Source organism: Kaistella sp. (assembly GCF_032060305.1).
In the GTDB taxonomy this organism is placed as follows: domain Bacteria; phylum Bacteroidota; class Bacteroidia; order Flavobacteriales; family Weeksellaceae; genus Kaistella; species Kaistella yananensis.
In genome coordinates, this window is record NZ_DAMBHK010000003.1 from 39,519 (window position 1) to 63,102 (window position 23,584).

Annotated in this window: 18 protein-coding genes; 12 read left to right on the plus strand and 6 right to left on the minus strand. The window is 40.3% G+C overall.

The features are described 5' to 3' along the window. Nucleotides 1-2: 2 nt before the first annotated feature. From V5N63_RS00895 to V5N63_RS00915, 5 genes are all read left to right on the plus strand, one after another. Nucleotides 3-1,472, plus strand: coding sequence for a RagB/SusD family nutrient uptake outer membrane protein (locus V5N63_RS00895; RefSeq protein WP_332032174.1), 1,470 nt, complete (start codon nt 3-5; stop codon nt 1,470-1,472). Between the two features lie 20 nt (nt 1,473-1,492). Continuing rightward, complete coding sequence (locus V5N63_RS00900; protein WP_332023607.1) at nt 1,493-2,962, plus strand: SusF/SusE family outer membrane protein; 1,470 nt, start codon at nt 1,493-1,495, stop codon at nt 2,960-2,962. Between the two features lie 144 nt (nt 2,963-3,106). Next, nucleotides 3,107-5,584 carry a glycoside hydrolase family 31 protein gene (locus V5N63_RS00905; RefSeq protein ID WP_332023605.1) on the plus strand — a complete coding sequence of 826 codons (2,478 nt, stop codon included), beginning with the start codon at nt 3,107-3,109 and terminating at the stop codon, nt 5,582-5,584. Between the two features lie 6 nt (nt 5,585-5,590). After that, nucleotides 5,591-7,747, plus strand: a complete 2,157-nt coding sequence (locus V5N63_RS00910) for a glycoside hydrolase family 97 protein (RefSeq protein ID WP_332023603.1) — start codon at nt 5,591-5,593, stop codon at nt 7,745-7,747. Nucleotides 7,748-7,762: 15 nt separating this feature from the next. Continuing rightward, entirely contained in the window at nt 7,763-8,068 is a 306-nt protein-coding gene (locus V5N63_RS00915) for a hypothetical protein (RefSeq protein WP_332023601.1), read from the plus strand. A 763-nt stretch (nt 8,069-8,831) separates the two neighbouring features. On the opposite strand, the gene V5N63_RS00920 is transcribed toward V5N63_RS00915, so the two are convergent. From V5N63_RS00920 to V5N63_RS00935, 4 genes are all read right to left on the minus strand, one after another. Further along, on the minus strand, nt 8,832-9,392 hold the full coding sequence (locus tag V5N63_RS00920; protein WP_332032176.1) for a Crp/Fnr family transcriptional regulator: 561 nt from the start codon (nt 9,390-9,392) through the stop codon (nt 8,832-8,834). A gap of 81 nt (nt 9,393-9,473) precedes the next feature. After that, nucleotides 9,474-10,472: an alpha/beta hydrolase gene (locus V5N63_RS00925; protein WP_332032178.1), complete on the minus strand. Its 999-nt coding sequence runs from the start codon at nt 10,470-10,472 to the stop codon at nt 9,474-9,476. A 116-nt stretch (nt 10,473-10,588) separates the two neighbouring features. After that, entirely contained in the window at nt 10,589-11,488 is a 900-nt protein-coding gene (locus V5N63_RS00930; protein WP_332032180.1) for a 3-hydroxyacyl-CoA dehydrogenase, read from the minus strand. Between the two features lie 64 nt (nt 11,489-11,552). Further along, nucleotides 11,553-13,460 (minus strand): oleate hydratase, encoded by a 1,908-nt coding sequence (locus V5N63_RS00935; RefSeq protein ID WP_332032182.1) that lies wholly within the window; start codon nt 13,458-13,460, stop codon nt 11,553-11,555. 242 nt (nt 13,461-13,702) lie between these two features. On the opposite strand from V5N63_RS00935, the gene V5N63_RS11890 reads away from it, so the two are divergent. The 6 genes from V5N63_RS11890 to V5N63_RS00960 all read left to right on the plus strand — a co-directional run bounded on the left by V5N63_RS11890 (nt 13,703) and on the right by V5N63_RS00960 (nt 19,736). Next, nucleotides 13,703-14,014 (plus strand): LytR/AlgR family response regulator transcription factor, encoded by a 312-nt coding sequence (locus V5N63_RS11890; RefSeq protein WP_442905762.1) that lies wholly within the window; start codon nt 13,703-13,705, stop codon nt 14,012-14,014. 103 nt (nt 14,015-14,117) lie between these two features. Further along, the gene (locus tag V5N63_RS00940; RefSeq protein ID WP_332032184.1) at nt 14,118-15,134 is read left to right on the plus strand and encodes a nucleoid-associated protein; all 1,017 of its coding nucleotides are present in this window, start codon (nt 14,118-14,120) and stop codon (nt 15,132-15,134) included. A gap of 56 nt (nt 15,135-15,190) precedes the next feature. Then, a complete protein-coding gene (locus V5N63_RS00945; RefSeq protein WP_332032186.1) occupies nt 15,191-17,380 on the plus strand; it encodes an ATP-binding protein in 2,190 nt (729 codons plus the stop codon). Then, nucleotides 17,380-17,934 carry a biliverdin-producing heme oxygenase gene (locus V5N63_RS00950; protein ID WP_332032188.1) on the plus strand — a complete coding sequence of 185 codons (555 nt, stop codon included), beginning with the start codon at nt 17,380-17,382 and terminating at the stop codon, nt 17,932-17,934. Before V5N63_RS00945 ends, V5N63_RS00950 begins: the two co-directional genes overlap by 1 nt. Nucleotides 17,935-17,983: 49 nt before the next feature. Next, nucleotides 17,984-19,000, plus strand: coding sequence for a hypothetical protein (locus tag V5N63_RS00955; protein ID WP_332032190.1), 1,017 nt, complete (start codon nt 17,984-17,986; stop codon nt 18,998-19,000). A gap of 1 nt (nt 19,001) precedes the next feature. Then, nucleotides 19,002-19,736 (plus strand): DNA-formamidopyrimidine glycosylase family protein, encoded by a 735-nt coding sequence (locus V5N63_RS00960; RefSeq protein ID WP_332032192.1) that lies wholly within the window; start codon nt 19,002-19,004, stop codon nt 19,734-19,736. A 138-nt stretch (nt 19,737-19,874) separates the two neighbouring features. Here the strand turns inward: V5N63_RS00960 and cysK are convergent, their stop codons facing one another. Continuing rightward, on the minus strand, nt 19,875-20,807 hold the full coding sequence (gene cysK, locus V5N63_RS00965) for a cysteine synthase A (protein ID WP_332032194.1): 933 nt from the start codon (nt 20,805-20,807) through the stop codon (nt 19,875-19,877). A gap of 273 nt (nt 20,808-21,080) precedes the next feature. Further along, the gene (gene epsC / locus V5N63_RS00970) at nt 21,081-21,896 is read right to left on the minus strand and encodes a serine O-acetyltransferase EpsC (protein WP_332024174.1); all 816 of its coding nucleotides are present in this window, start codon (nt 21,894-21,896) and stop codon (nt 21,081-21,083) included. Nucleotides 21,897-22,300: 404 nt separating this feature from the next. On the opposite strand from epsC, the gene V5N63_RS00975 reads away from it, so the two are divergent. Beyond that, nucleotides 22,301-23,227: a malate dehydrogenase gene (locus V5N63_RS00975; RefSeq protein ID WP_332024172.1), complete on the plus strand. Its 927-nt coding sequence runs from the start codon at nt 22,301-22,303 to the stop codon at nt 23,225-23,227. Nucleotides 23,228-23,584 lie beyond the last annotated feature (357 nt).

Genomic DNA, 23,584 nt, shown 5'->3' on the forward strand with positions numbered 1-23,584 from the left:
AGATAAAAATAGCATTACTCGCACTCATCACACTCACAGCAGTCAACTGTAGTGATGACTTTTTGGACAAAACCCAACCAGACACTATCAACACAGGTAACTACCCAAAGACTGGAGAAGAGTTAATAACTTTAGTAAACGGAGCTTATCAGCCTTTGCAACGTCCCAAACTCTATAATATGAGAATGTGGACTAGCGATATATTTGCAGGTAATAGCATTGTAGGTGCAGGTGGCGGAGACGATGGAATAGAAACCACTCAGTTAGCCAATTTTGTAACAAGTACAGATAACCAGGGAGTCTTGGATCTTTGGAGAGGACCATGGCCAGGGATTTTATCTACTAATATTATCATCAAAATAGCTCCAACTTTAAATATTGACGATGCGGTCAGAAACAAATGTTTGGGAGAAGCCTATTTCCTAAGAGCGCATTATTACTTCATTTTAGTAAGATTTTTTGGTGATGTTCCTTTGGTAACGGAGCCTCAGGATGTGAACGGAGATCTTTATCCGGCAAGAGCACCAAAAGCAGATATTTATAACCTGATTGTTTCCGATTTAGAAAAAGCGATCCAGTTATTACCAACAAAACAACAGTATGGTGAGGCTGATAAAGGAAGAGCAAGCAAAGGTGCAGCAATTGGCGCATTGGCAAAAGTAAACCTAACCTTAGGAAACTGGCAAAAAGTGGTAGACCTTACCAACCAATTAGAAGGAATGGGCTATGCACTGAATGCAGATTATTCTGATAATTTTAATGTTAATACAGAAAATGGAATAGAATCCCTTTTCGAAGTTCAGTACGCTTCTGATGGTGGATACGATTTCTGGAGCAATGAAAATCAGGCTTCTTGGACCAGTACATTTATGGGACCTCGTGGTGCAAATTTTGTTAGCGGAGGCTGGGGCTGGAATCAGCCAACGCAAGAATTTGTTGACAGTTACGAAGCTGGAGACAAAAGAAAAGACAAAACTGTTTTCTATCAAGGTTGTCCGGATTATGATGGCAAAGAATACAAAGCCAGCTATTCCCTCACAGGATATAATGTAAGAAAATTCCTTGTGCCTTTATCTGCATTCCCGTCTTACGACAACAGTCCGCTTAACTTCCCAATCATGCGTTATTCGGAAGTGTTGTTGATGAAAGCCGAAGCGCTTAATGAGCTGGGACAGACTTCGCTGGCATTGGTTCCCATCAACGCTGTGAGAACAAGAGCTGGATTGACAAATCTAACTTCCGGACTTTCACAAGCCGCATTCCGTGGCAAAGTATTACACGAGAGAAGGATGGAGTTGGCTTTCGAGGGACAAAGATGGTTTGACCTTGTACGTACAAACAACGGACAATATGGTTTAGACTTCTTACATTCAATTGGGAAAACCAACGCTACTACCAAGCATTTGCTTCTTCCGATTCCTCAGATAGAAAGAGACAGAAATCCTAATCTTACACAAAATCCTGGCTATTAATAAAAAGATTATCCTGAATTATGAAAACAAAATCTAACATAAAAAATTGGAGCAAAAAGTTATTTTGGATTGTTCCTCTTATGTTCCTTGGCATTTTTGCCTGTCGGGAAGAGCTGGCTTCAGAAGAGTTTGAACTCAGCGAATTGTCTGTGAAGACTTCGGAAATCAGTGAGTTGCTGCCGTCAATGTATAATTCAAAATTCAATTTTAGCTGGACTCCGGCTAACAATCATGGCACAAGCTCAGCAATTTCTTATAAATTGGAAATTGATAAAAAAGAAAATAATTTTTCTAATCCACAGTCTTATGATATAGGGAAAAACATCTACTCTCATGATATCGTAATCAGCGATCTTAATACTTTGCTTATTGATGTTTACGGAGCAACTCCCAACACAGCTATCACAATGCAGGCAAGAGTTACAGCTACTTTTGCTGACAGCTCTGTACAGTCTCAATCTGCTGTTGTAGATTTTACAATCAAACCTTATAAACCATTTACTAATACCTTATATATTGTTGGAGATGCTTCACCAAACGGTTGGGATATTACAAAAGCTACTGCACTTACAAAAAGTACAAGTAACCCAGCAGAGTTTGTTTATTATGGACAGTTGAAAGCTGGAAACTTCAAGTTTGCTACCACTCAGGAGAGTTGCTGGTGTCAAGATTTCTATACCAAAGATGCTAATGATGAGACCAAAATGGTTTACAACGTCGGCGGAAGCGGTGCAGATTTACAATGGACTGTTGATAACGCAAGTTTATACAGAGTTACTGTAAACGTACTGACGTTAAGCATCAAAATAGAACAAATGAATGGTCCTCAGTTCAGTGATATTTGGATTGTAGGTGACGCATCGCCAAGTGGTTGGGATGTTGATAACCCTGTTGCTTTAAAACAGGATACAAGTAATCCATTTATTTTCACTTTAGAATGTTCTCTTAAAGAAGGAAACTTCAAATTCTTAACGGGTACAAAAGGAGAGTGGTGCGGACAATGGTATCGTCCACTGGTAGACAATCAAGATCTTGTAGCTACAGGAATGGCTCAAAATTCTGGATGTGCAGTTGATAACAAATGGAAAGTAAGTGCAGCTGCAGCAGGCAGATATCTAATTACACTTAACACAGCAAACAATACCATAAAATTTGAACCTATTAATGTATATCTAATCGGAGATGCCACTCCAAATGGTTGGAATATGGGATCATTTACTCCAATGCAGAAAAACGGAAGCGTTTACACTTGGACAGGTAACCTTACTGCTGGTTCTTTCAAATTCACCAAATTCAATACGACTTGGTGTGATGGGACAGAATTGGTTGGTGTAGTTGCAGATCAAAGCATTTCTAATACAAGTTTCCAAGAGAGAGTAAAATGTGCCGGCGGTGATGCAACAGATTTTAAATGGAAGGTGACAGCTGCGCAAGCTGGTAACCACACTATTACACTTAATCTGGATACCAATACACTAAGCATTCAATAACTTTTTTTCATATCAATTAATCGCACGGCAATTTTTGCCGTGTGATTTTTAAGATATTATGATACCTCTGATTTTTTTTTTAAAATTGGAAGTGTCTCGGGAGATTATTGCTCAAAAAAAATAAATTAAAAAATTAAAAGTAAAATGAAAGTTACACAACAACTTTTTCTTTTCATCGGACTGCTTTTTTCTTCAATACTGTTTGCTGGCGAGATCACCTCGTTTACAAAAAAAAGGAATGAAGTCACTTTTAATTGCAAAGACGGTTCAAAATTATCATTAACAATCAACAGCAGTTCTGTTGTGAAAGTTTGGTTTGACCAGTCGGGCAAATTCTCGCGTCAGAATCCTTCTTTCGCCGTCGTTAATGAAAAATTGGAAAATATCGGCGATATATCAGTGAATGAAGAACCTTCTGCCTACGAGATCTTTACCTCAAAACTAAGAATCCGTGTCAACAAAAATCCGATGCAACTCCAGATTTTCGACAAATATCAGAAACTGGTTTTTAGCGATTATAACGACAAAGGAAATGTCCCAAACGGGAAAGGTGTAAAGTCCTACAAAAACCTAAGAAGTGATGAGCAGTTTTTTGGCTTGGGCGAGAAAACCGGAACACTTAACAGAAGAGGGAAAAATTATAAAATGTGGAACAGCGACAAACCTTGTTACTCTACCACAGAAGACCCGATTGCCAAGAGCATACCTTTTTTTATGAGCAGTTATAATTATGGGATTTTCCTGGATAATACTTATAAAAGCGAATTCAAATTCGGGACAGAATCTCAGGATTATTATTCCTTTGAAGCACCTGATGGTGCATTTGTCTATTACTTCATCTCCGGAAAAGATTATAAGGATATCCAGAAGCAATATATTTCTTTGACAGGGAAACCAATTATGCCTCCAAAATGGGCGCTGGGTTTTGCACAAAGTCGCGGTTTGTACACCAGAGAAGATCAAGCTTTGGAAATTGCAGCAGAGTTCAGAAAACGCCAGATTCCAATTGATATAATTTATCAGGACATCGGATGGACTCAGAATCTTCAAGATTTCGAATGGCGAAAAGGCAACTACAATGACCCGAAAGGGATGCTGAAAAAACTGAAATCCAACGGATTCAAAATGATTGTATCACAAGATCCCGTGATTTCAAAAAAAGACAATAAACAATACATAGAAGCCAACAAACTGGGTTATTTTGTAAAGGATATCCGCACAGACAAAGCTTACGAAATGCCGTGGCCGTGGGGCGGAAACTGTGGTGTTGTAGATTTTACACTTCCTGCCGTGGCAGATTGGTGGGGCAAATATCAGCAAAAACCATTGGATGACGGCATCGGCGGTTTTTGGACAGATATGGGAGAACCAGCTTGGAGCAACGAAGAAGATACCGACAGGCTGAATATGAAACACCATCTTGGGATGCACGATGAGATCCACAATGTTTTTGGATTGACTTGGGACAAAGTGGTAAAAGAGCAGTTTGATAAAAGAAATCCCAATAAGCGTATTTTCCAGATGACGCGTTCGGCTTATGCTGGTTTGCAACGTTACACATTTGGTTGGACCAACGACAGTGGAAACGGGAACGACGTTCTCGATGGTTGGTCACAAATGGAAAATCAGGTTGCCGTTGGTATTTCTGCAGGTTTGGGTGGTATCCCATTTTGGACAACCGATATCTCTGGCTATTGCGGCGATATTACAGATTATCCGGCAATGGCAGAACTCTACACAAGATGGATGCAGTTTGGCGTGTTTTGTCCGCTTAGCCGTGCGCACCACGAGGGAGATAATGCGGTAGAACCTTGGATGTTTGGCGAAGTGGCAGAGAAAAATACCAAAGCCGCCATCGAGTTAAAATACCAACTGTTCCCTTATTTATACACCTATTCCAGAAAAGCACACGACACCGGCTTGCCGATTACCAGAGGTCTTTTTATGGAATATCCTAAAGATTTGGAAGCCGCAAAAATTGACAATCAGTTTATGTTTGGCGAAGAGATTCTTGTGGCACCTGTTCTCAAAAAAGGCGAACGTGTAAAACGTGTTTATTTCCCGGATGGCGAATGGATCGATTTTAATGATAAAAAAACAGAATATCTGGGTGGCGAAAAACTACCTTACAAAGCACCACTCAATACCATTCCTATTTTTGTGAAAAAAGGTTCGATTGTTCCGATGATGCCCATTATGCAATACATTGGCGAGAAGAAAGATTATCCTGTGACCTTCCATATTTTCCCAAATTATGAGGATGAAAAAGCAAGTTTTACGCTTTACGAAGACGAGGGCGAAAATCAGGATTATCTGAAAAATATTTTTTCGTTAACCAATATCATTTGCACAACGGTTTTAAACGGTTACAATATTGATATTTCACCAGATGATAAAGGTTTTCATCAGTCTGATAAAAGAAATTTTGTTCTCAGTATTTTGAGTGATAAAAAGCCAACTTCGGTTTCCATCAACGGAAATTTGATAACATTGGCTCCGATAGAAAAATTGAATATAGAGACTGATTTTTCACAACAATGGAGCTGGGATGAAAACGGAAAAAAATTGCTGGTGAAAACACCGGATAAAAGAAAGAAAATAAATATTAAAATAAATAATTAATAGAAAATGAAGAAGTTAGTACTGCTAATTGCATTAAGTTTTGTAAGCCTTATTTTTGCGCAAAAACTCCAGTCTCCGGACGGCAAATTTGTGATGAATTTTTCCATTCAGAGTGGTGGTTTCCCTACCTATCAACTCAATTATAAAGGTAAAGAAATCATCAAACCTAGTAAACTGGGCTTTGAGCTGAAAACCAAAGATGCTGCGGCAAACGATGCCCGTAATTTTTTGAACAACAATTTTACGGTTACAGGTTCCAAAACAGCAAAGTTTGATGAAACTTGGCAACCGGTTTGGGGCGAAACCAAAAACATCAGAAACCATTACAATGAATTGGTTGTAAGCCTGAAACAATCTGGGACAGACCGATTGGTAGATATCCGTTTCCGTTTGTTTGATGACGGTTTGGGATTCCGTTATGAGTTCCCTCAACAAAAAAATCTGGTTTACTTCACCATAAAAGAAGAGAAAACCCAGTTTGCGATGACGGGAGACCATACAGCCTATTGGATTCCGGGGGATTATGATACTCAGGAATATAATTATACAACCTCCAAACTTTCTGAAATAAGAGGGTTGATGGCAAAATCTTATGAAAAAGGAAATGTTTCTCAGACTTCATTTTCGCCAACAGGTGTTCAGACTTCATTGATGCTGAAAACCAAAGACGGCATTTATATCAACCTTCATGAGGCGGCTTTGATTGACTATTCTTGTATGCACCTGAACCTTGATGATAAAAATTTAGTTTTCGAATCTTGGTTAACACCGGATTCTCACGGAGACAAAGGTAAGATGCAGGCACCGAGACACACGCCCTGGAGAACGATTATCGTGAGCGATGATGCAAGAAATATCCTGGCGTCTAAAATGACGTATAATTTGAACGATCCAAGCAAAATTACTGATACATCATGGATCAAACCAACCAAATATGTAGGTGTTTGGTGGGAGATGATCTCAGGAAAAAGCAGCTGGGCATATACAGACGAGTTTCCTTCTGTTCAGTTAGGAATTACCGATTATTCCAAAGCAAAACCAAACGGAAAACACGGTGCCAACAATGCCAACGTAAGACGTTATATCGATTTCGCGGCTAAGAACGGATTTGATGCCGTTTTGGTGGAAGGCTGGAACATTGGTTGGGAAGACTGGTTCGGGAATGACAAAGATTATGTTTTTGATTTTGTAACACCTTATCCGGATTTCAACATCAAAGATCTTAATGATTATGCCCATTTAAAAGGGGTTAAATTAATTATGCACCACGAAACTTCCGGTTCTATCCGTAACTATGAGCGTCATATTGATGCTGCGTACAAGCTGATGAACAAATATGGTTACGATGCTGTGAAAAGTGGTTATGTAGGAAATATTCTTCCGGTTGGAGAAACGCATTACAGCCAATGGACCAACAATCATTATCAATATGCGATTGAAAAAGCTGCGGATTACAAAATTATGGTGAATGCGCACGAAGCAGTTCGTCCGACGGGAATTGCAAGAACTTATCCTAACCTTATCGGAAATGAATCTGCCCGTGGAACAGAATATCAGGCTTTCGGAAACGACAGAAACAACCCGAATCACACAGCGATATTACCATTTACAAGATTAATCGGCGGACCAATGGATTATACGCCGGGGATTTTCCAGATGGATGTGACCAACGGTTCTCACGTGAATGCAACCATTGCCAACCAATTGGCTTTGTATGTGACGATGTACAGCCCGTTGCAGATGGCAGCCGATTTCCCTGAAAATTATGAGAAATTCTCTGATGCTTTCCAATTCATCAAAGATGTAGCAGTAGATTGGGATGACAGCAAATATCTGGAAGCAGAACCGGGACAATACATTACCGTTGCCAGAAAAGCTAAAGGAACAGACAAATGGTTTGTAGGAAATGTTGGTGGTTACCAGCCGTTCACTTCCAAAATTTCTTTTGATTTCCTGGATGCCGGCAAACAGTATATTGCAACCATCTATTCTGATGCGAAAGATGCGGACTACCTTAAAAATCCACAGGCTTACAACATTCGTAAAGTGATTGTTACAAGCAAATCAAAATTGGAGCAGCTTACAGTTCCCGGTGGTGGTTATGCGATCAGCATTATTCCGGTGAAGGATAAAGCTGAGATCAAAGGTTTGAAATCACTCTAAGATAAAATTTTAATAATGTATAAAAACAGATTCAGCATCACGGTTATTTTGGTTTTTCTGTTTGTTTTAGCAGCCATTGCTCAAAGCAAAAGATCATTGTGGACGATTGATGCAATGAACACCGAAAATTATGTAGGCGCACCCATTGCAAATGGAAAAATCGGCATTCTCCCTTGGAAAGAGCCATTTTCTGTGCGCCACGTGATGCTGAATCAAGTTTTTGATATTGGTGATGCCGGTGTCAACCAAGCGTTGCAAGGCATCAATCCTTTTCATCTGGAACTGTCTCTGGACGGGCAAAAAGTAGAGAGAGATCTGTAACCAACTGGAAACAGTCTTTAGACCTTAAAAAAGCAGTTCATACCACGTCTTTCATTATTCCGGGGAAAGCGGAAATCAAATACAATATCACAGCGTTGCGGAATCTGCCGTATTCTGTGTAAGTCTCCCCGAACGTTGGACAGAATTATACCCTCATTTTGTTTTGTAAAACTATAAAATATTTCATTCTGTTGTTGATGTTGGCGAAATTTGTTGGAAAGGAGAAAACTCGGTGTTGGGATTAGCGTCTGGCGAGTTTTCCTTTTTCAACAAATACTGCATTGGAGATAGGTTTCCCAAGCTCTCATGAGGTCTGTTATTGTTGTAATGCTCCATTCAATCAGAAGTTATTTCCCGTACTTCTATCAAATTATTGAAGATCCTTGCATCCAGAACCTCTGTCCTATAGCATAGTTAATATTCTTTCAAGCAAGATGACATAATGAAAATAATATAATAGTTACATTGATTTTGTATCTTATTTGTATCTTGAAGTTATAACTAATTGATTTATAGTATTCGTTATTTTGGAAGAAGTGAAATAAGGATCGATTAAAACCGATTAACAATAACCATAAAAACGCTGTAAGCTATTAGTTTACAGCGTTTTTTTTGTTAAGCTTATCGCTTTTCTTTTATAGTCGGTTTCAATTGTTCTGGCTTAAAAAGCTTCCACACGCAAGAATAAAATCTTTACAAAATGCACAATTATTTTTCGCACCGCCATTCAAGCAGAATCTCTGTCTGTACTTTGATAACTTTTCTAAACCTCACTTCTGATCCTACTCAAAGTTTCCTGAGAAATGCCAAGATAAGAAGCTATCATCCCAAGCGGCGCACGCAAAAGTATATCAGAATTATCTTCTAAAAGCTGAATATATTTTTCCTTTGCCGTCATATACTGCAAGGAATTGATGCGCCTTTCCATATTCGTCATCAGAAGTCCCAAAACACGGCGGCTGAAATTGGCTATGGTGAGCGAAGTTTCGCAGAGTTCTTCCATTTTCAAGTAACGGAAAAAGACAATCTCACTGTCTTCTATGGCTTCAATGGAATGCCGTGCCGGAATTTTCTCAAAAATGGTGTCTTTATTCGCGAGGATGCTGTTTTCGGGGTAAAAATTAGTGGTGATGTCTTTTCCTTTTTCAAAATAAAACGAGCGCAGAAGCCCTTTTTCCACAAAATACACCTTGCGGTTTAGCGTATTTTGATCGCTGATAACGGTTCCTTTTTTCACCGAGAGTTTTTCGGTCTGGGTGTTCAGAAAACTGCGGATATCATCATCGATGGTGATGTAGGTGGCAAGGATTTCGGGAAAAGTCATCAGGATTCAATTTGCACAAAAATAAAAATAATGCCCCAAAGATGAGGCATTATTCACTAACTAAACATTAAAAATAAACTATTAAAAATTAATCTTCTGTAGCCAACTGAAAAGTTCGTCATATACTTTTTCTCGCACCGGTTTTTTGGAAAGCACCAAATCGTGAATGCCGCCTTTAACGGGAATTATCGTCACATCTCCCTTTAAATTTTCAGCATTTTTTTGAATATCCTTCACGTTCAGGATGATATCGGTGGAAGTCACTTCCTCAATCCAGACTTTTGGATAACCCGATTTTTCAGAATGCATCACCAGTACCGGAACCTTGAGTTCTGCGTTGCGGATGTCTTTCTGTGCACGGTGAATAGCACGGATAAAGCCAAAATTCACTTTCCCGTTGGCATTGGGTTTCAGTTTTAAATCATAATTCCATTCACCTTTAAAATCTTTATGCAGGCTTTCACCGTAGAAAGTGGAAAAACCACCGCCAATTTTGGTGTCAGGATGATGTTTTCCCAAACCGCTGATGATGGGAACCCCAATTTTTTGCGCCAGAAACCCCATATTGAAATCATAAAAGGGACTGTTTACCCAAAGTCCGGCAATGTTCGGATTTTCAGTGTGATATTTCAAATAACGTGTCGTAATCAAGCCGCCGGTTGAATGCCATGCCAACAGAATTTTGTTATGATTTTCAGCAGCAATGATTTTTAAAGCTTCATCGATTTCGGCATTGTATTCGTCCAGATTTCTGACATTATTAAAAGTTTGATGCGGCAAATATGAACGCCCATATTTTCTTAAATCCAAAGCATAAAAGTCAAACCCCTTTTCATTGAATTTTTCAGCCATTTCCGCCTGAAAAAAATAATCGTTAAACCCGTGAATATACAACACTGCTTTATGGGTCGGAATTTCCGCTTTTTTGCGGATGATAGTTGCGGTAACTTTTCCTTCGTAATCGTTCGGAAAATTCAATGTTTTCTGCTCGAAACCGTTTCCCAAAATATCCGGCGTATATTCCTGCGAAAAGAAAAACCCCGAAAGGAAAATCAGCAGCAGTAAAAAGTTCTTTTTCATTGTCCAGTTGTTTGTTAACGCAAAGTTCGGGCTTTCTTTGAAATTTGGCTTTGACATTTATCAAAAAAGAACGCCCGGAAATTTCCGGACGCCCTTGCTGTAACAATGAAAACTTTCTATTTCAAAAAATCTTTACCCTGAAAAGTCGGATTAGGATATTTATAAAAGCCTTCGCCACTTGAAACGCCGAGTTTTCCGGCATCGATAAACTGATTTTTCAGCACGTTGACAAACTTCATTTTTTCCTCATTTCCGGTACGTTCCGCTTCGGTTTTAAAAATGTGGTACACCGTTCCCAAACCCACTACATCCAAAATTCCGAACGGTCCTATTGGCGAACCGGTTCCGAGCATCCAGGTTTTGTCGATAGTTTCAATGTCGGCAACGCCTTTAGCATACAGCAGAATTCCCGAACTCAACAGCGGCACCAAAAGCGTGTTAAGAATGTAGCCCGGCTGTTCTTTTTTCAGTGGAAGTGGAATCATTCCGATAGATTTTGCAAATTCCACGAGTGTTTCAAATACTTCAGGATAGGTCTTTTCGGTGCCCATAATTTCCGCCGTGTTGTGTTTCCAGATTTCGTTGGCGAAATGCAAAGCGAGAAATTTTTCCGGCCTTCCGGTTTCATCCATCAATAAACTCGGCAAGAGTGTGGAAGTGTTGGTGGCAAAAATGGTTTTTTCGGGGGCGATTTTGGATAAATTTCTGTAAAAATCCTTTTTAATGCCGATACTTTCCGGTATGGCTTCAATCAGTAGATCCGCTTGGGAAACCGCTTCCTGAAGGCTGATGGAAAACTGCAATTTTTGATAGGCTTCTTCCAGTTTTTCAGATGAAATCTGAAGGTCCGATTTGTATCGGGGCAGAAAAGTATCAATCAGTTTTTTGGATTTTTCAATTGCTTCGCCGTTGATGTCGTAAATGGTCACGTCATAGCCGTGCAGTGCGGATTGAAAAGCAATCTGCGAACCCAAAACGCCGCTTCCGGCTACGGTGATTTTTTTTATTGTTGTCATTTTTTTTAAATTTTAGAAAACCTTACAGGTATTCAGGACCTCTCAGGTTTTTCAGGTTAAATAATTACTCCCCTTCTTGCTTATGCTCAAAGAGACCTTTCAGTTTGTCCCACTGCTGCGCGAAAAAACCATCGTGTTCGTCGTGCGAAATTTCCGGCAGAATATGCTCGAAATAGGTATTCTTCAAAACTTTATTAAGAATTCCGCTGCCCGGAAAACCTTTGCCGTCGTTCAAAGTATTGGCGGCTTTTAACAAATGACGGATGTCGTATTGTAGCGGATTGATATCAGGGACCTGTTTGTTGCTGTCAAGAAGTTCATAAACCGCAATTCTCGCTGTTCTCACCGAACTTTCCATTGTAAAAACCACATCGTTATTGGTTTCCACAAACTGTCCGACAAGTCCGAGATTCACGCAACCATCGGGAACCACCTGTGGACGGTCACCTTTGGCACGCGGTAAAAACATGGAGGTGATATACGGCATATAAGTGGTTTTCACGATCGTATTTTCTGTGATATTATCCAGTTGATTTTCAATTCCTAAATGATAGGCCAACTCTGCCAGAATCTCGTTACCGGTGCATTCCGGCATTGTTTTCTGAACGTAATTTCCCTTTTCGTCCATCAGCAAAGCATACACCCAAATGACCAAAACATCATCCGGCTGATTCGGGAAATGGGGCTGTCTGTTGCAGGTAAAACTCATCACCCAATTGCTGTCGGTAATCGAAATAATGCCGCCTGTAACGGTTTTGCCGGAATACGGGTCGTTCACCGAATACTCTTTCAGTTTTTCTACGAAAGCAGATGGTTTGCAGGTGAGCGTTGCCGACATCCACGCCGATTTGGAAACATCGGAATTGAATTTTTCAGGTTTGCCAAAAACTTCAGATTTTTTTGCCAGATTATTCCAAACAGTCCATCCTTTTGATTTGCCTGAATTTTCTTTGGTAAAATCTACCAATGGCGCCGTAACATTGTCGCCGTAGCGTGTATCTTCCGTCATAGATCCGGTAGTGACGATCACAAAATCATTTTCGCGTACGGCAATTTTAACTTCAGAACCGTTCTGTTCCGTGTTAATATTTCTGATGATTTTTTTATCGCCCGTGATTTCGATATCCAGGTCTTTTACCAAGGTTCCGAACTGAATTTTAACCCCGAGTTCCTGTAAATGTTTCCGTAAAGGCACTACGAATGTGTCATACTGATTGTATTTCGGGAAAACCAGCGAGGAAAGGTCGTTCAAACCATCGATAGCGTGAAGAAAACGGTGAAAATAGAGTTTTAGTTCCAGTAAACTTTGCCAGTTTTCAAAAGCAAACATGGTGCGCCAAAACCACCAGAAATTACTTTCCAAAAAGGTTTGGGAAAACCAGTCTTCAATGGTCAGATCATCCAAATCTTCTTTTTTCGCGAGTAAAAGTTTCATCACCGCCAACTGATCTTTTTTATTGAGCCCGAATTTGCTGAAATCTTTTATTTCGCCTTTATTGTGAATGAGCCTTGCTTTGGAATGGTTGCGGTCGTTGTCGTTTACAATCCGGTATTCATCGAGCACGGAATAAGGTTTCGGAAGTTCCAAAGCGGGAATATCCTGAAACATATCCCATAAATTTTCGTAGGTAAAATCCATTTCACGACCACCGCGAATGATGTATCCCGTTTCCGCGTTTCCCGAGCCGTCCAAAGAACCGCCTTCAATATGGAGCTGCTCTAAAAAAGTAATATTTTCGGCAGGAATTTGCCCGTCGCGAATGAAATAATAGGCCGAAGAAAGTCCGGCGATTCCACTACCTACAATATAAACTTTGCTGTCCTTAAATTTGCCGTCTGGAAGTCCGATATTTCTTTGGTAATTTCCAATTTGATCCGGAAAAGGCATTGTGTTGGTGGGAACATTTTGCAGGCGCGTTTGACTTGCATCGGGTTGATGACTTACTTTTCTGTGATTTTCGGTTGTGTTCATAATTAATTTTTTGTTGATTAATGATGACTCAAAATTACGACCGCAGATTTTTTTATCTTTTGACATTTGTCAAAAAGTGATTAAAGGTGAGAGGTGCGAAGTTGGATTTTAGAAGTTAGAGGTTAGAGAAGCGCGCCAAAATTTTATTCGAAATTTCTCCTTTTAATCAAACAGTTCCGGATTCAGTCGCGCCGCAACAAAGCGATTTTTTCTTCGTTAAATCCGACTATAAACAAATCAAAATTAATTTTGAAAACGTCCTCTACATCGAAGGTTTGAAGGATTATGTGAAGATTTATCTTAACACAGAACAAAAGCAGATTCTCACTTTGATGACGCTCAGAAAACTCGAAGAAAAATTGCCCAAAAACAATTTCATGCGCTTGCATCGTTCCTACATCGTCGCTTTGGATAAAATCGAGCAAATTGAACGCATCAATAGATTATCAATAATCAAAGAATCAATATTTCCGAGGCGCACCGCGATGATTTCCGGAAATTTATGGATGATAATCAGTTTTTGTAATTATTATTTCAAACTTTTTTCATTATAATCAGCCATTTTTTTGAATGAAATGTTTTCTGTGTAAATTTCCATGGAAACTTTCTCGCTTCTGCCTTTTAGAATATCTTTGCAACTTTATTTAAAACTTAAAAATGCTCTCAAAAATCATTGTACATAAAGTTGGAAACAGAATCAATCAGGAATCACTAATTCTTTCGCAGGAGGAGCTTCAGCTTGAAGATGAAATGAAGGAACTGCTGGAAGATTTCTTCCTGAAAGCCTTTAAATCCGAAGAACAGTTTAGTTTCTACAGCGATACCTATTTGGTCAATAATCCGGTGTACAGCTCGGTTTCTGAAATTTTCGACGACAGAGACAAATTTGTTTACGAAGCGGAAAATATTGCGCAACACCTTTACGAAGTGGCCGAAAATCCGCGTGTGCAGAGTGGTGAGCTGTTTATCGTCTATTTTGAAGGTGAAGAAAATGCAGACGGGAATAAGATTGATTATATCGGAATATTCAAAACCGAAAATAAAAATCCTTTCCTGAAAATTTCCCCTCAGAATGAGGCGTTTGAAATTGAAAAAGATTACGGCATCGGGCTTTCCAAACTCGATAAAGGTGCGTTGATATACAACAGCAGTAAAGAGGCAGGCTATGCCGTTTCGGTGGTGGATAACAACAAAAACGGTGATATGTATTATTGGTTTGAGGATTTCTTGAAAGTAAAACAGCGCGACGACGAATATTTTCAAACCCAGGAAACCCTTACGGTGTACAAAGAATACATCACCAAACAGCTGCCTCAGGAATTTGAAACCACCAAAGCCGATCAGGCAGATTTTCTAAATAAATCGATCACTTTTTTCAAGGAAAAGGAGACTTTCGATTACGATGAATTTACCAGAGAAGTGCTGGAAGATCCCAATGTGATTGAAAGTTTCGGAAATTTCAAATCCGATTACGAACAGGAAATGCAGGTTTCCATCTCAGAAGATTTTGCGATCAGCGAAGCGGCCGTTAAAAAACAGAGCCGGGGCTTCAAAAGCGTCATAAAGCTCGATAAGAACTTTCATATCTATATTCACGGCGACCGCAAGATGATTGAGACGGGCCAGGATGAAAAAGGCAAATATTACCGTCTTTATTTCGAAGAAGAAAAGTAACTTATTATGTTAAATAAAAGTAGTATATTTGTTTATTACATTCATTATTTCTGCCTATGAATTTTGTGGATTGCCACGAGGAAAAAATACATATTTCGGGTCATATCCAGGATTTTGGATACCTTATTGGGCTGGATGCTGATTCGCAAACAGTGAAATTTTTCTCACAGAATATTTCAGAGCTTTTTCCTATGGATAAAGGCTCTTTTGGTAAAAAAATAAGTGACGATCCCCAGGCCTTCCGCGCTTTGCTGGATTCGGTTGTTCTTACCAACCTTGATTTTAAAACCATGAGAGAAACAGATGTTTTTCTCGACAGAATAGAAATTACAGGAAAACCTTTTCACTTAACCATTTACAGGTATTTAGAAAATGTGTTTTTGGAGTTTGAGCAGATTATCGAACACTTTATTCAAAAAAACTTTGTCACCAAAAAATACGAAAACATTCATAACGCAACCGATTCCAAAGATATCTGGAATGAGTTGCTCAATTCGGTATACGAAGCGGTAGAATACGACAGAATCATGCTGTACCGTTTTCTGGAAGACGGCAGCGGCAAAGTAATTGCCGAAAAAGTAAAAAGCAAGGTCGAAAGTTTCCTCCACCTGCATTATCCTGAAAATGATATCCCAAGACAGGCAAGGGCACTGTATCTTAAAAAGCGCAAACGTATTTTCAGCAATGTGTACTCCGAACCGGTTCCCATCATCAGCAGTACAGATGCCGCGGTGGATTTAACCTATTCCTCCGTGAGGGCAATGTCGCCGGTTCATGGGCAGTACCTTAAAAATACCGGTGTAGCCTCCAGTTTCAGCACTTCCATTGTCATCAATAATAAACTGTGGGGAATGGTGACCTGCCAGAATATTGAACCCAAGCATATCGATTTGGTCAACCGCATCCGTGCCGAAGTTTTTACCGTAATCGCGGCAAACGCCTACACCTCCTATAAATCGAAACAGCTGCTTGCCGACAGTATAGAGCTCGACCGTAAAATTGTAGCCCTGAAGGCAAAACTCATGGCTTATGATAACCTTGAGAATTCCCTCTTCAGTAACGTGGCGGAAATGCAGGAATATCCGGAAGCCGATGGGCTGGCGATTATTGTAGGTCATCATATCAGAACTTCCGGGCAGGTACCTTCCGATGAAAATATCCTCAAAATAGTACAGTACGCAAGAGAAAATCCCCTGAAGAATTTTTACGCCACCAATCATTTCAGTAACCCTCACCAGAGAAATCTGGGTAGCATAGAGAATGCAGCAGGCGTGATGTTCGGGTTTACCGACGACAAACGGAATGAGCTGCTCATCTGGTTTCGCAAAGAAATCGACGGGCAGATCCTGTGGGCAGGCAATCCGGCAAAAAAAACCGAAGCCAGAATCGTTGACGGTGAGGAACTGATTGTAATTTCCCCGCGCAAATCTTTTGAAACCTATATCGAAGAAATCAAAGGAAAAGCACAGCCCTGGAAAAACAAAGATATTTTCGCCGCTAAAAAAGTAGTGGCAACCATTCTGGAAACAACCTACACCCAGTTCAGAAGGGTGCAGGAATTAAATGAAGAACTCCGCAATCTTAATGAGGAACTCGACAGTTTTTCATACACCATTTCCCATGATTTGGGCACGCCTTTAACCGTGATTAAACTCAATGCCCAGCTCCTCGAGAAATCCCATCACGATAATCCTGAAGTCCGCAAAAGAATCGCCAGTATTTTAAAGGAAATCCTGGGTATGGAAAACATGATGCGTGACGTACTGAGCCTTAGCCGTGCTAAATCATCCGAAATCACTGTTCAGGAGCTGTCTGCCACCGCTATTATCAATAAAGTCTCTTGCGATATGAAGCTAACACTTAACCAAAATGCCGAAATTATCGTGGGCGACCTGCCTAATGTAATGGGAGACGAAACCATGCTTACCCAGGTATTCCTGAACATCATTGGCAATGCCGTGAAATATTCTTCCAAAAGTGAGAATCCAAAAGTGGAAATCAATGGGAAAGTGGAAGGCGACTATGTGATTTACACAGTAAAAGATAACGGAATCGGAATTCCCCAATCAGCACAGGCCCATATGTTCAAGATCTTCAACCGGATGGACAATGCCAAATCCTTTGAAGGGAATGGCGTAGGTCTTTCCATTGTATACCGAATTATGAAACGTCTGGGCGGGAATATTACCTATGAAAGTAAAGAAAATGAAGGAACGACCTTTATTTTGACCTTTAAAAAACCTTAATGATTTCTGAAACTTTAAAAGCAAATACAAAAATCCTGCACGACCGTGTGGAGGCACATTTCAATTCCCAGAGGATTTTCGACGGTCGTTTTTCAGTCGTTGATTACAGAAATCTCATCCGCTACAATTACTTTTTCCTTCTGCAGTTTGAAGATGCGGTTTTTTCTGCGATAGCTCCTAAGAATGCACAGCAACTCAATCTTGAAAAAAGAAGAAAACTGGCTTCTATTAAAAAGGATATGGAAGTGCTGAATATTGAAGAATCAGCAACCCTTACGCCTGTGGAAATAAGAAATGAAGCCGAAGCGTTCGGGATTTTATACGTTATGGAAGGTTCCACTTTAGGTGGAAATGTCATCGCAAAACAGCTTTCAAAGCATCCGGATTTTCAAGATTTGTCTTTCAGTTATTTTCGGTGTTATGGCGAAAATACCGGGTCTTTCTGGAAGAATTTCAAACAGATTTTAGATCAGGAGATCACGGTTGAAAGACATCAGGACTGTATTTCCGGGGCAGAAAAAGCTTATCAGTTCCTGCTGAGCCTTTCGGTGTAAATTCGTGGTTTCATATTTGATGTTCCTCTGAATAGAAAAATCTATCAAGATGTACCTTACCTATTCGCCAAAATATGATCACCTCACCGCCGAAGAAGAACAGCTCCTGAATGAGGATGTTGAACTCATCGAAAAAGCCGTCTCGGTTTCCCATAAACTCAATGAAAAGAGAATTTCTACCCGTAATGCCCATGCCAAATCTTTTGGTTTTGTGCGCGGAGATTTTATTCCCGTCGTCAATGGAGCGGCTGATTTTTCTGAATTTTTAAAGGGCCACAATTTAGGCGTCATTATCCGTTATTCGCATCCGAATGCCTTTGTTTCAGAAGGCAGCGGCGAATATCCGCTGTATGGATGTGCCGTAAAAATCTACAATAAAAACATTCCTGTAAGCGCAAAATTTCCTTTGGTAAATCTTCCGGTTTTTGTGACAAATTCGGTTTCGAAGTTTTTAAAACTTCACCTCAAAGCCAACCGGTTTATAATTTCGCGGGGAACGCCGTTTTCGCTTTCATTTTTAAAGATTCCCGGACTTATCAGAGCCGGGCTGAGTCTCTTTTTTGATAAAGAAATTCTGCCCATCCTCAACAACGTCATGAAGGTGCTGGATATTGAAAAACAGTGGATTTCCTCGTACGATTTTCATTCTGTTGGCTGTTTCCGGCTCGGAGAACGCATGGTGAAAATCCGTCTGAAACCGTCACAAAATAAGAAAGTTCAGAAAGGCGAAGACATTGACCAGGCGAAAACCTTAAGGAACTATTTTCTGAATAGTGAACTTTTACTCGATTTTCAGGTTCAGCTGGCGGTTGATGAAAAGAAAACGCCGGTAAATAATCTGCTGAAAGATTGGAAGAAAAAACATTCGGAGTTCATTACGGTAGGGAAAATTAAATTACCGAAACAGAATATTTCAGATTACGAAACCATCAGCTACGAAAACCTCTCATTCAACCCTTTTGAAAACCCGGAAGAATTGCAGCCGGTAGGACGAATGCAGAAAATTCGTCAGAAAATCTATAACCAGTCTGTCGCCACCCGGCAGTTTTTAAACCAACAGAAATAACATGCCCGAAGGACCTTCCATCTTACATTTAAAAAACAGACTCCAGCGTTTCAAAGGAAAAACCGTTTCTGAAGCTTCCGGCTACAACGAAATGGATAAATCAGTCATCGACCACATTAAAATTTTTGACATTGATGCCTACGGGAAAAATCTGCTTTTCGTGTTTAAGGATTTCTTTGTGGGTGTCCATCTTGGGCTTTTCGGAAGCATGCTTGTGAATAAAAGAAAAAAGGTGAATGCCAGCTTTTCGCTTCATTTTCCTCATTCGGAAATAAATTTTTATGTCGCCCATCCCAAATTGTACGAGGGAAAACCAACCGATTATTTTAATTTTAAAACCGATATTTTAAAAGAAGAGTTCGACGGAGAGTTCGTCCTGAGCACACTACAGCTACATTATGCCGACCAGATGATCGGTGATGCGCTGCTGGACCAGGAGCTGTTTACCGGCGTTGGTAACATCATTAGGATTGAAGCGCTTTACCGTGCGAAAATTCATCCCGACAGTCCCGTGAAAAACATCCCTGAGAAAAAATTGGTTTACCTGATCGAAACGGTGGTGAATTACGCCTACGAATTTCTCGATCTCCTGAAATCAGATGAGGTAAAAGAAAAAACGCTGATCTATGGAAAAAAGATCTGTCCGAAAGACAAAACAGAGCTCATTATTGATGAGATGGGAAAAGTAAAACGCAAAACTTACGTCTGCCCCAAATGCCAGAAAATGTATTCATAAAAAATCCTGCATGCCGCAGGATTTTAATTTTCTATGGGAAATTTTCTTTCTCGCTGATTGAGCAGATCTCACTGATTTAAACTTTTGAATATGATCATATTGAAAAAAATCAGGAATCTGCGGGAAACTTAGCGTCCGTTAAGATTCGAAAACATTTTCTCCGAAAAGCCCTTCTGTAGACCAGTAACGTTCTCCGGTATCATAATTGAAGGTGAGGATTTTCGAACCTTCGGGAATTTCCGAAAGTTTTCTGTTGATGGCGGCCAGCGATGCCCCGGTGGAGATTCCTGCAAGTATTCCTTCCTCACGTGCGAGTCTTCTGCTGAATTCATAGGCTTCTTCTTTTTCCACCTGAATAGAGCCGTCCAGAAGACCGGTATTTAAAACTCCGGGAATGAATCCGGCACCAATGCCCTGCAGCGGGTGTGGTCCCGGTTTTCCACCTGAAATTACAGGGGAGTCCTGTGGTTCTACGGCAAAGCTTTTCAGGTTGGGGAATTTATGCTTCAACACCTGCGTAACGCCGGTGATATGTCCGCCTGTTCCCACGCCGGTGATGAGGTAATCGAAACCTTCGGGAAAATCGGCAAGGATTTCCTGTGCGGTAGTTTTTTGGTGAATATCGGGATTTGCTTCGTTTTCAAACTGCTGCGGAATCCACACATTTTCGAGTTCCTGTGCCATTTCTTGCGCTTTTTTTACGGCACCCGACGTTCCCAGTTCTTTTTGGGTAAGCACAAACTGTGCGCCGTACGCCGACATCAGTTTGCGGCGCTCCACACTCATGCTTTCTGGCATCACCAGCACGAGTTTGTAACCTTTCACGGCGCACACTATAGCGAGCCCGACGCCCGTATTGCCCGAAGTAGGCTCTACAATCAGTGTGTCTTTGTTGATTTTGCCCTCCCGTTCAGCTTTTTCAATCATCGAGAGGGCAATTCTGTCCTTAATGCTTCCACCGGGATTCTGTTTTTCGAGTTTCATCCATACTTCTACGTTCTTATCGAAAAGTTTATTGATTCTTACCGTGGGAGTATTCCCGATGGCTTCCAAAACATTGTTCAGTTTCATATATTCTGTTTTTAAGTTATTTCAATTGCCGGCAGATTTTGCCTTTAAATTTCAATGCACTTCAGTGTGCCCCCTTGTGAAATCTTTATGAACATTGTGGTAAAAAAACCACACCAACCAAAAAATTTAATCTTATTTGTTCAAAAGACCCCAAAAGGTGATGATAAATCTCTGTGTCCTCTAAATAGAACGCTGTGTTCTCTGTGGTAAACTTTGCATCTCCTCTTAGTTCTTCAAAAACCGTCCCATCATCGATCATCCATCACCCTATATTTAAATAACAAAATTTATCGGTTCATTCACCGGCAGTTTATTTTTCACCGTCACCAATCCCCTGTGAAATACGACAGAGTTCGGCGCGACACTTTCGGTAATCCATACGTTACCACCGATGAGTGCGTGTGCTCCGATTATGGTTTCACCACCTAAAATAGTTGCGTTGGCATATATTACCACGTTATCTTCAATGGTCGGGTGCCGTTTTTCATTGGCCAAATCTTTAGTCACCGATAGCGCGCCCAACGTGACGCCTTGGTAAAGTTTCACATTCTTTCCGATCACCGTTGTTTCTCCGATCACAATTCCGGTTCCGTGGTCGATGAAGAAATTTTCGCCGATTTCTGCCCCGGGATGAATGTCGATTCCGGTTTTGCTGTGCGCAAATTCGGTCCAGATTCGGGGAATCAGCGGAACATTATTTTTAAAAAGTTCGTGCGAAAAACGGTACACTGCAATGGCAAAAAAACCGGGATAGGAGAACATAACCTCTTCCATATTCTTTGCGGCCGGATCGTTTTCGCAGATATACCGAGCATCGTTTTCGAGCGTGCGGTAGATTTTTGGAAATTTCGCGAAAAAAACATCGCTTTCTACGGCCTCCTGGCCTTTCATGACGCACGACAGAATTTCTTTGAATTCAGTCTTAAAACCTTCAAGACGCTCTTCAATCTGTGGGATTTCCGAACAGCGATGGTATTCGAGGAAAAAGATAAACCGGAAAAACCGGTCGATAAAATCTTCGGTCTTCCTTTTGTCGATATCAAATTTTCTGTTGCGGTATCCCTGGTGAAGATGTTCTGTAAAACTCATAATGATTTTTCGGAAAGTTGACACAAAGGTATGCAAGAATTTATCCAAAAATAATTGATTCATGGTAAGAAAAACTGAATAGAGCGATTAATAAAAAAGATGACCGGCAACAGTCTGCTCTGTCGGAAGTCATCAGATTCCGCTTACTCCGGCACGTAACAGAAAACGTTCTGTAAGAGGTTGTGATCAGAATATTGGGGGATGATGATTTTTTGATAAAACTTTACACGCTCATTTTTGTCTGCAACTTCAATATTTTGTAAATTTGACTTCAGAAAAGAAACTTTTAAAAATTAAATGATATGCAGCCTTAAGGATCCATATCACCATTAAAAAACAATAAATAAAAAGATATGACACCGTAAGGTTCCATATCACCATTAAAAAACAATAAATAAAAAGATATGAAAGTTACCGTTGTAGGTGCAGGAGCAGTGGGCGCAAGCTGTGCAGAATACATTGCGATGAAAAATTTTGCCGCCGAAGTAGTTCTGGTGGATATTAAAGAAGGTTTTGCCGAAGGCAAGGCAATGGATCTCATGCAGACCGCTTCGCTGAATGGTTTTGATACCAAAATTACCGGAACTACCGGAGATTACAGCAAAACCGCAGGCTCGAAAGTAGCCGTAATCACCTCCGGAATCCCAAGAAAACCGGGGATGACCAGAGAAGAACTCATCGGAATCAACGCAGGAATCGTAAAAGAAGTGACTGCCAATCTGGTAAAACATTCTCCGGATGTTATCATTATCGTTGTTTCCAATCCTATGGATACCATGGCGTACCTGGTTCACAAAACTTCAGGACTTCCGAAAAACAAAATTATCGGAATGGGTGGAGCCCTGGATTCTGCGCGTTTCAAATACAGACTGGCAGAAGCTCTGGAATGCCCCATTTCAGACGTGGACGGTATGGTGATCGCAGCACACAGCGACACCGGAATGCTTCCGTTAATGAGCAAAGCTACAAGAAACGGCGTTCCTGTAACTGAATTCCTGGATGCTGAAAAACAGGCTTATGTGGAAGAGGAAACCAAAGTAGGAGGAGCGACATTAACCAAACTTTTAGGAACCTCTGCATGGTATGCACCGGGAGCGGCTGTTTCCGTAATGGTACAGTCCATCCTTTGCGACCACAAAAAAATGATTCCATGTTCCCTGATGCTCAACGGAGAGTACGGCCAAAGCGATATCTGTTTAGGTGTTCCGGCGATTATCGGTGCCAACGGTGTTGAAAAAATCGTGGAAATCGCGCTTACAGACGCTGAAAAAGAAAAATTCGAAACAGCTGCCAAGGCGGTAAGAGAAGTAAACGGAGATCTGAAATTCTAATCAGACTTTTCATCATATAGTTAAAACCTTCCGTTTTTTGGAAGGTTTTTTCTTTTTTTATACTGAAAACAGCCTGAAAACGTAAGGACAAAAAATATTTTCGTACGTATGAAAAAAAATTTCATTAGTATGAAACAAAAATTCCGTACTAATTAAATTAAAAAATGTACGAAAGGAAATAAAAATCGTCCAAAACCGACTCGAAATGTCCCAAGCACAAAAATTTTAGGATAAAAATTGGAAAAATCACGGCCTAAAACTTCCAAAAAGAGTCTTTTTTTAACCGAAATTCTTTGGTTTTCAGACAGATTTGGCGTCAAAAAAGCCAATATTTTCTATATCTTAACTTAAATTTTG

Coding starts and splice junctions, on each gene's coding strand:
- V5N63_RS00935 (WP_332032182.1), bottom strand. CDS start 13,460: ATGAACACAACCGAAAATCACAGAAAAGTAAGTCATCAACCCGATGCA.
- V5N63_RS00915 (WP_332023601.1), top strand. CDS start 7,763: ATGTATAAAAACAGATTCAGCATCACGGTTATTTTGGTTTTTCTGTTT.
- V5N63_RS00910 (WP_332023603.1), top strand. CDS start 5,591: ATGAAGAAGTTAGTACTGCTAATTGCATTAAGTTTTGTAAGCCTTATT.
- V5N63_RS00975 (WP_332024172.1), top strand. CDS start 22,301: ATGAAAGTTACCGTTGTAGGTGCAGGAGCAGTGGGCGCAAGCTGTGCA.
- V5N63_RS00945 (WP_332032186.1), top strand. CDS start 15,191: ATGAATTTTGTGGATTGCCACGAGGAAAAAATACATATTTCGGGTCAT.
- V5N63_RS00920 (WP_332032176.1), bottom strand. CDS start 9,392: ATGACTTTTCCCGAAATCCTTGCCACCTACATCACCATCGATGATGAT.
- V5N63_RS00950 (WP_332032188.1), top strand. CDS start 17,380: ATGATTTCTGAAACTTTAAAAGCAAATACAAAAATCCTGCACGACCGT.
- V5N63_RS00900 (WP_332023607.1), top strand. CDS start 1,493: ATGAAAACAAAATCTAACATAAAAAATTGGAGCAAAAAGTTATTTTGG.
- V5N63_RS00955 (WP_332032190.1), top strand. CDS start 17,984: ATGTACCTTACCTATTCGCCAAAATATGATCACCTCACCGCCGAAGAA.
- epsC (WP_332024174.1), bottom strand. CDS start 21,896: ATGAGTTTTACAGAACATCTTCACCAGGGATACCGCAACAGAAAATTT.
- V5N63_RS00940 (WP_332032184.1), top strand. CDS start 14,118: ATGCTCTCAAAAATCATTGTACATAAAGTTGGAAACAGAATCAATCAG.
- V5N63_RS00905 (WP_332023605.1), top strand. CDS start 3,107: ATGAAAGTTACACAACAACTTTTTCTTTTCATCGGACTGCTTTTTTCT.
- V5N63_RS00925 (WP_332032178.1), bottom strand. CDS start 10,472: ATGAAAAAGAACTTTTTACTGCTGCTGATTTTCCTTTCGGGGTTTTTC.
- cysK (WP_332032194.1), bottom strand. CDS start 20,807: ATGAAACTGAACAATGTTTTGGAAGCCATCGGGAATACTCCCACGGTA.
- V5N63_RS00960 (WP_332032192.1), top strand. CDS start 19,002: ATGCCCGAAGGACCTTCCATCTTACATTTAAAAAACAGACTCCAGCGT.
- V5N63_RS00930 (WP_332032180.1), bottom strand. CDS start 11,488: ATGACAACAATAAAAAAAATCACCGTAGCCGGAAGCGGCGTTTTGGGT.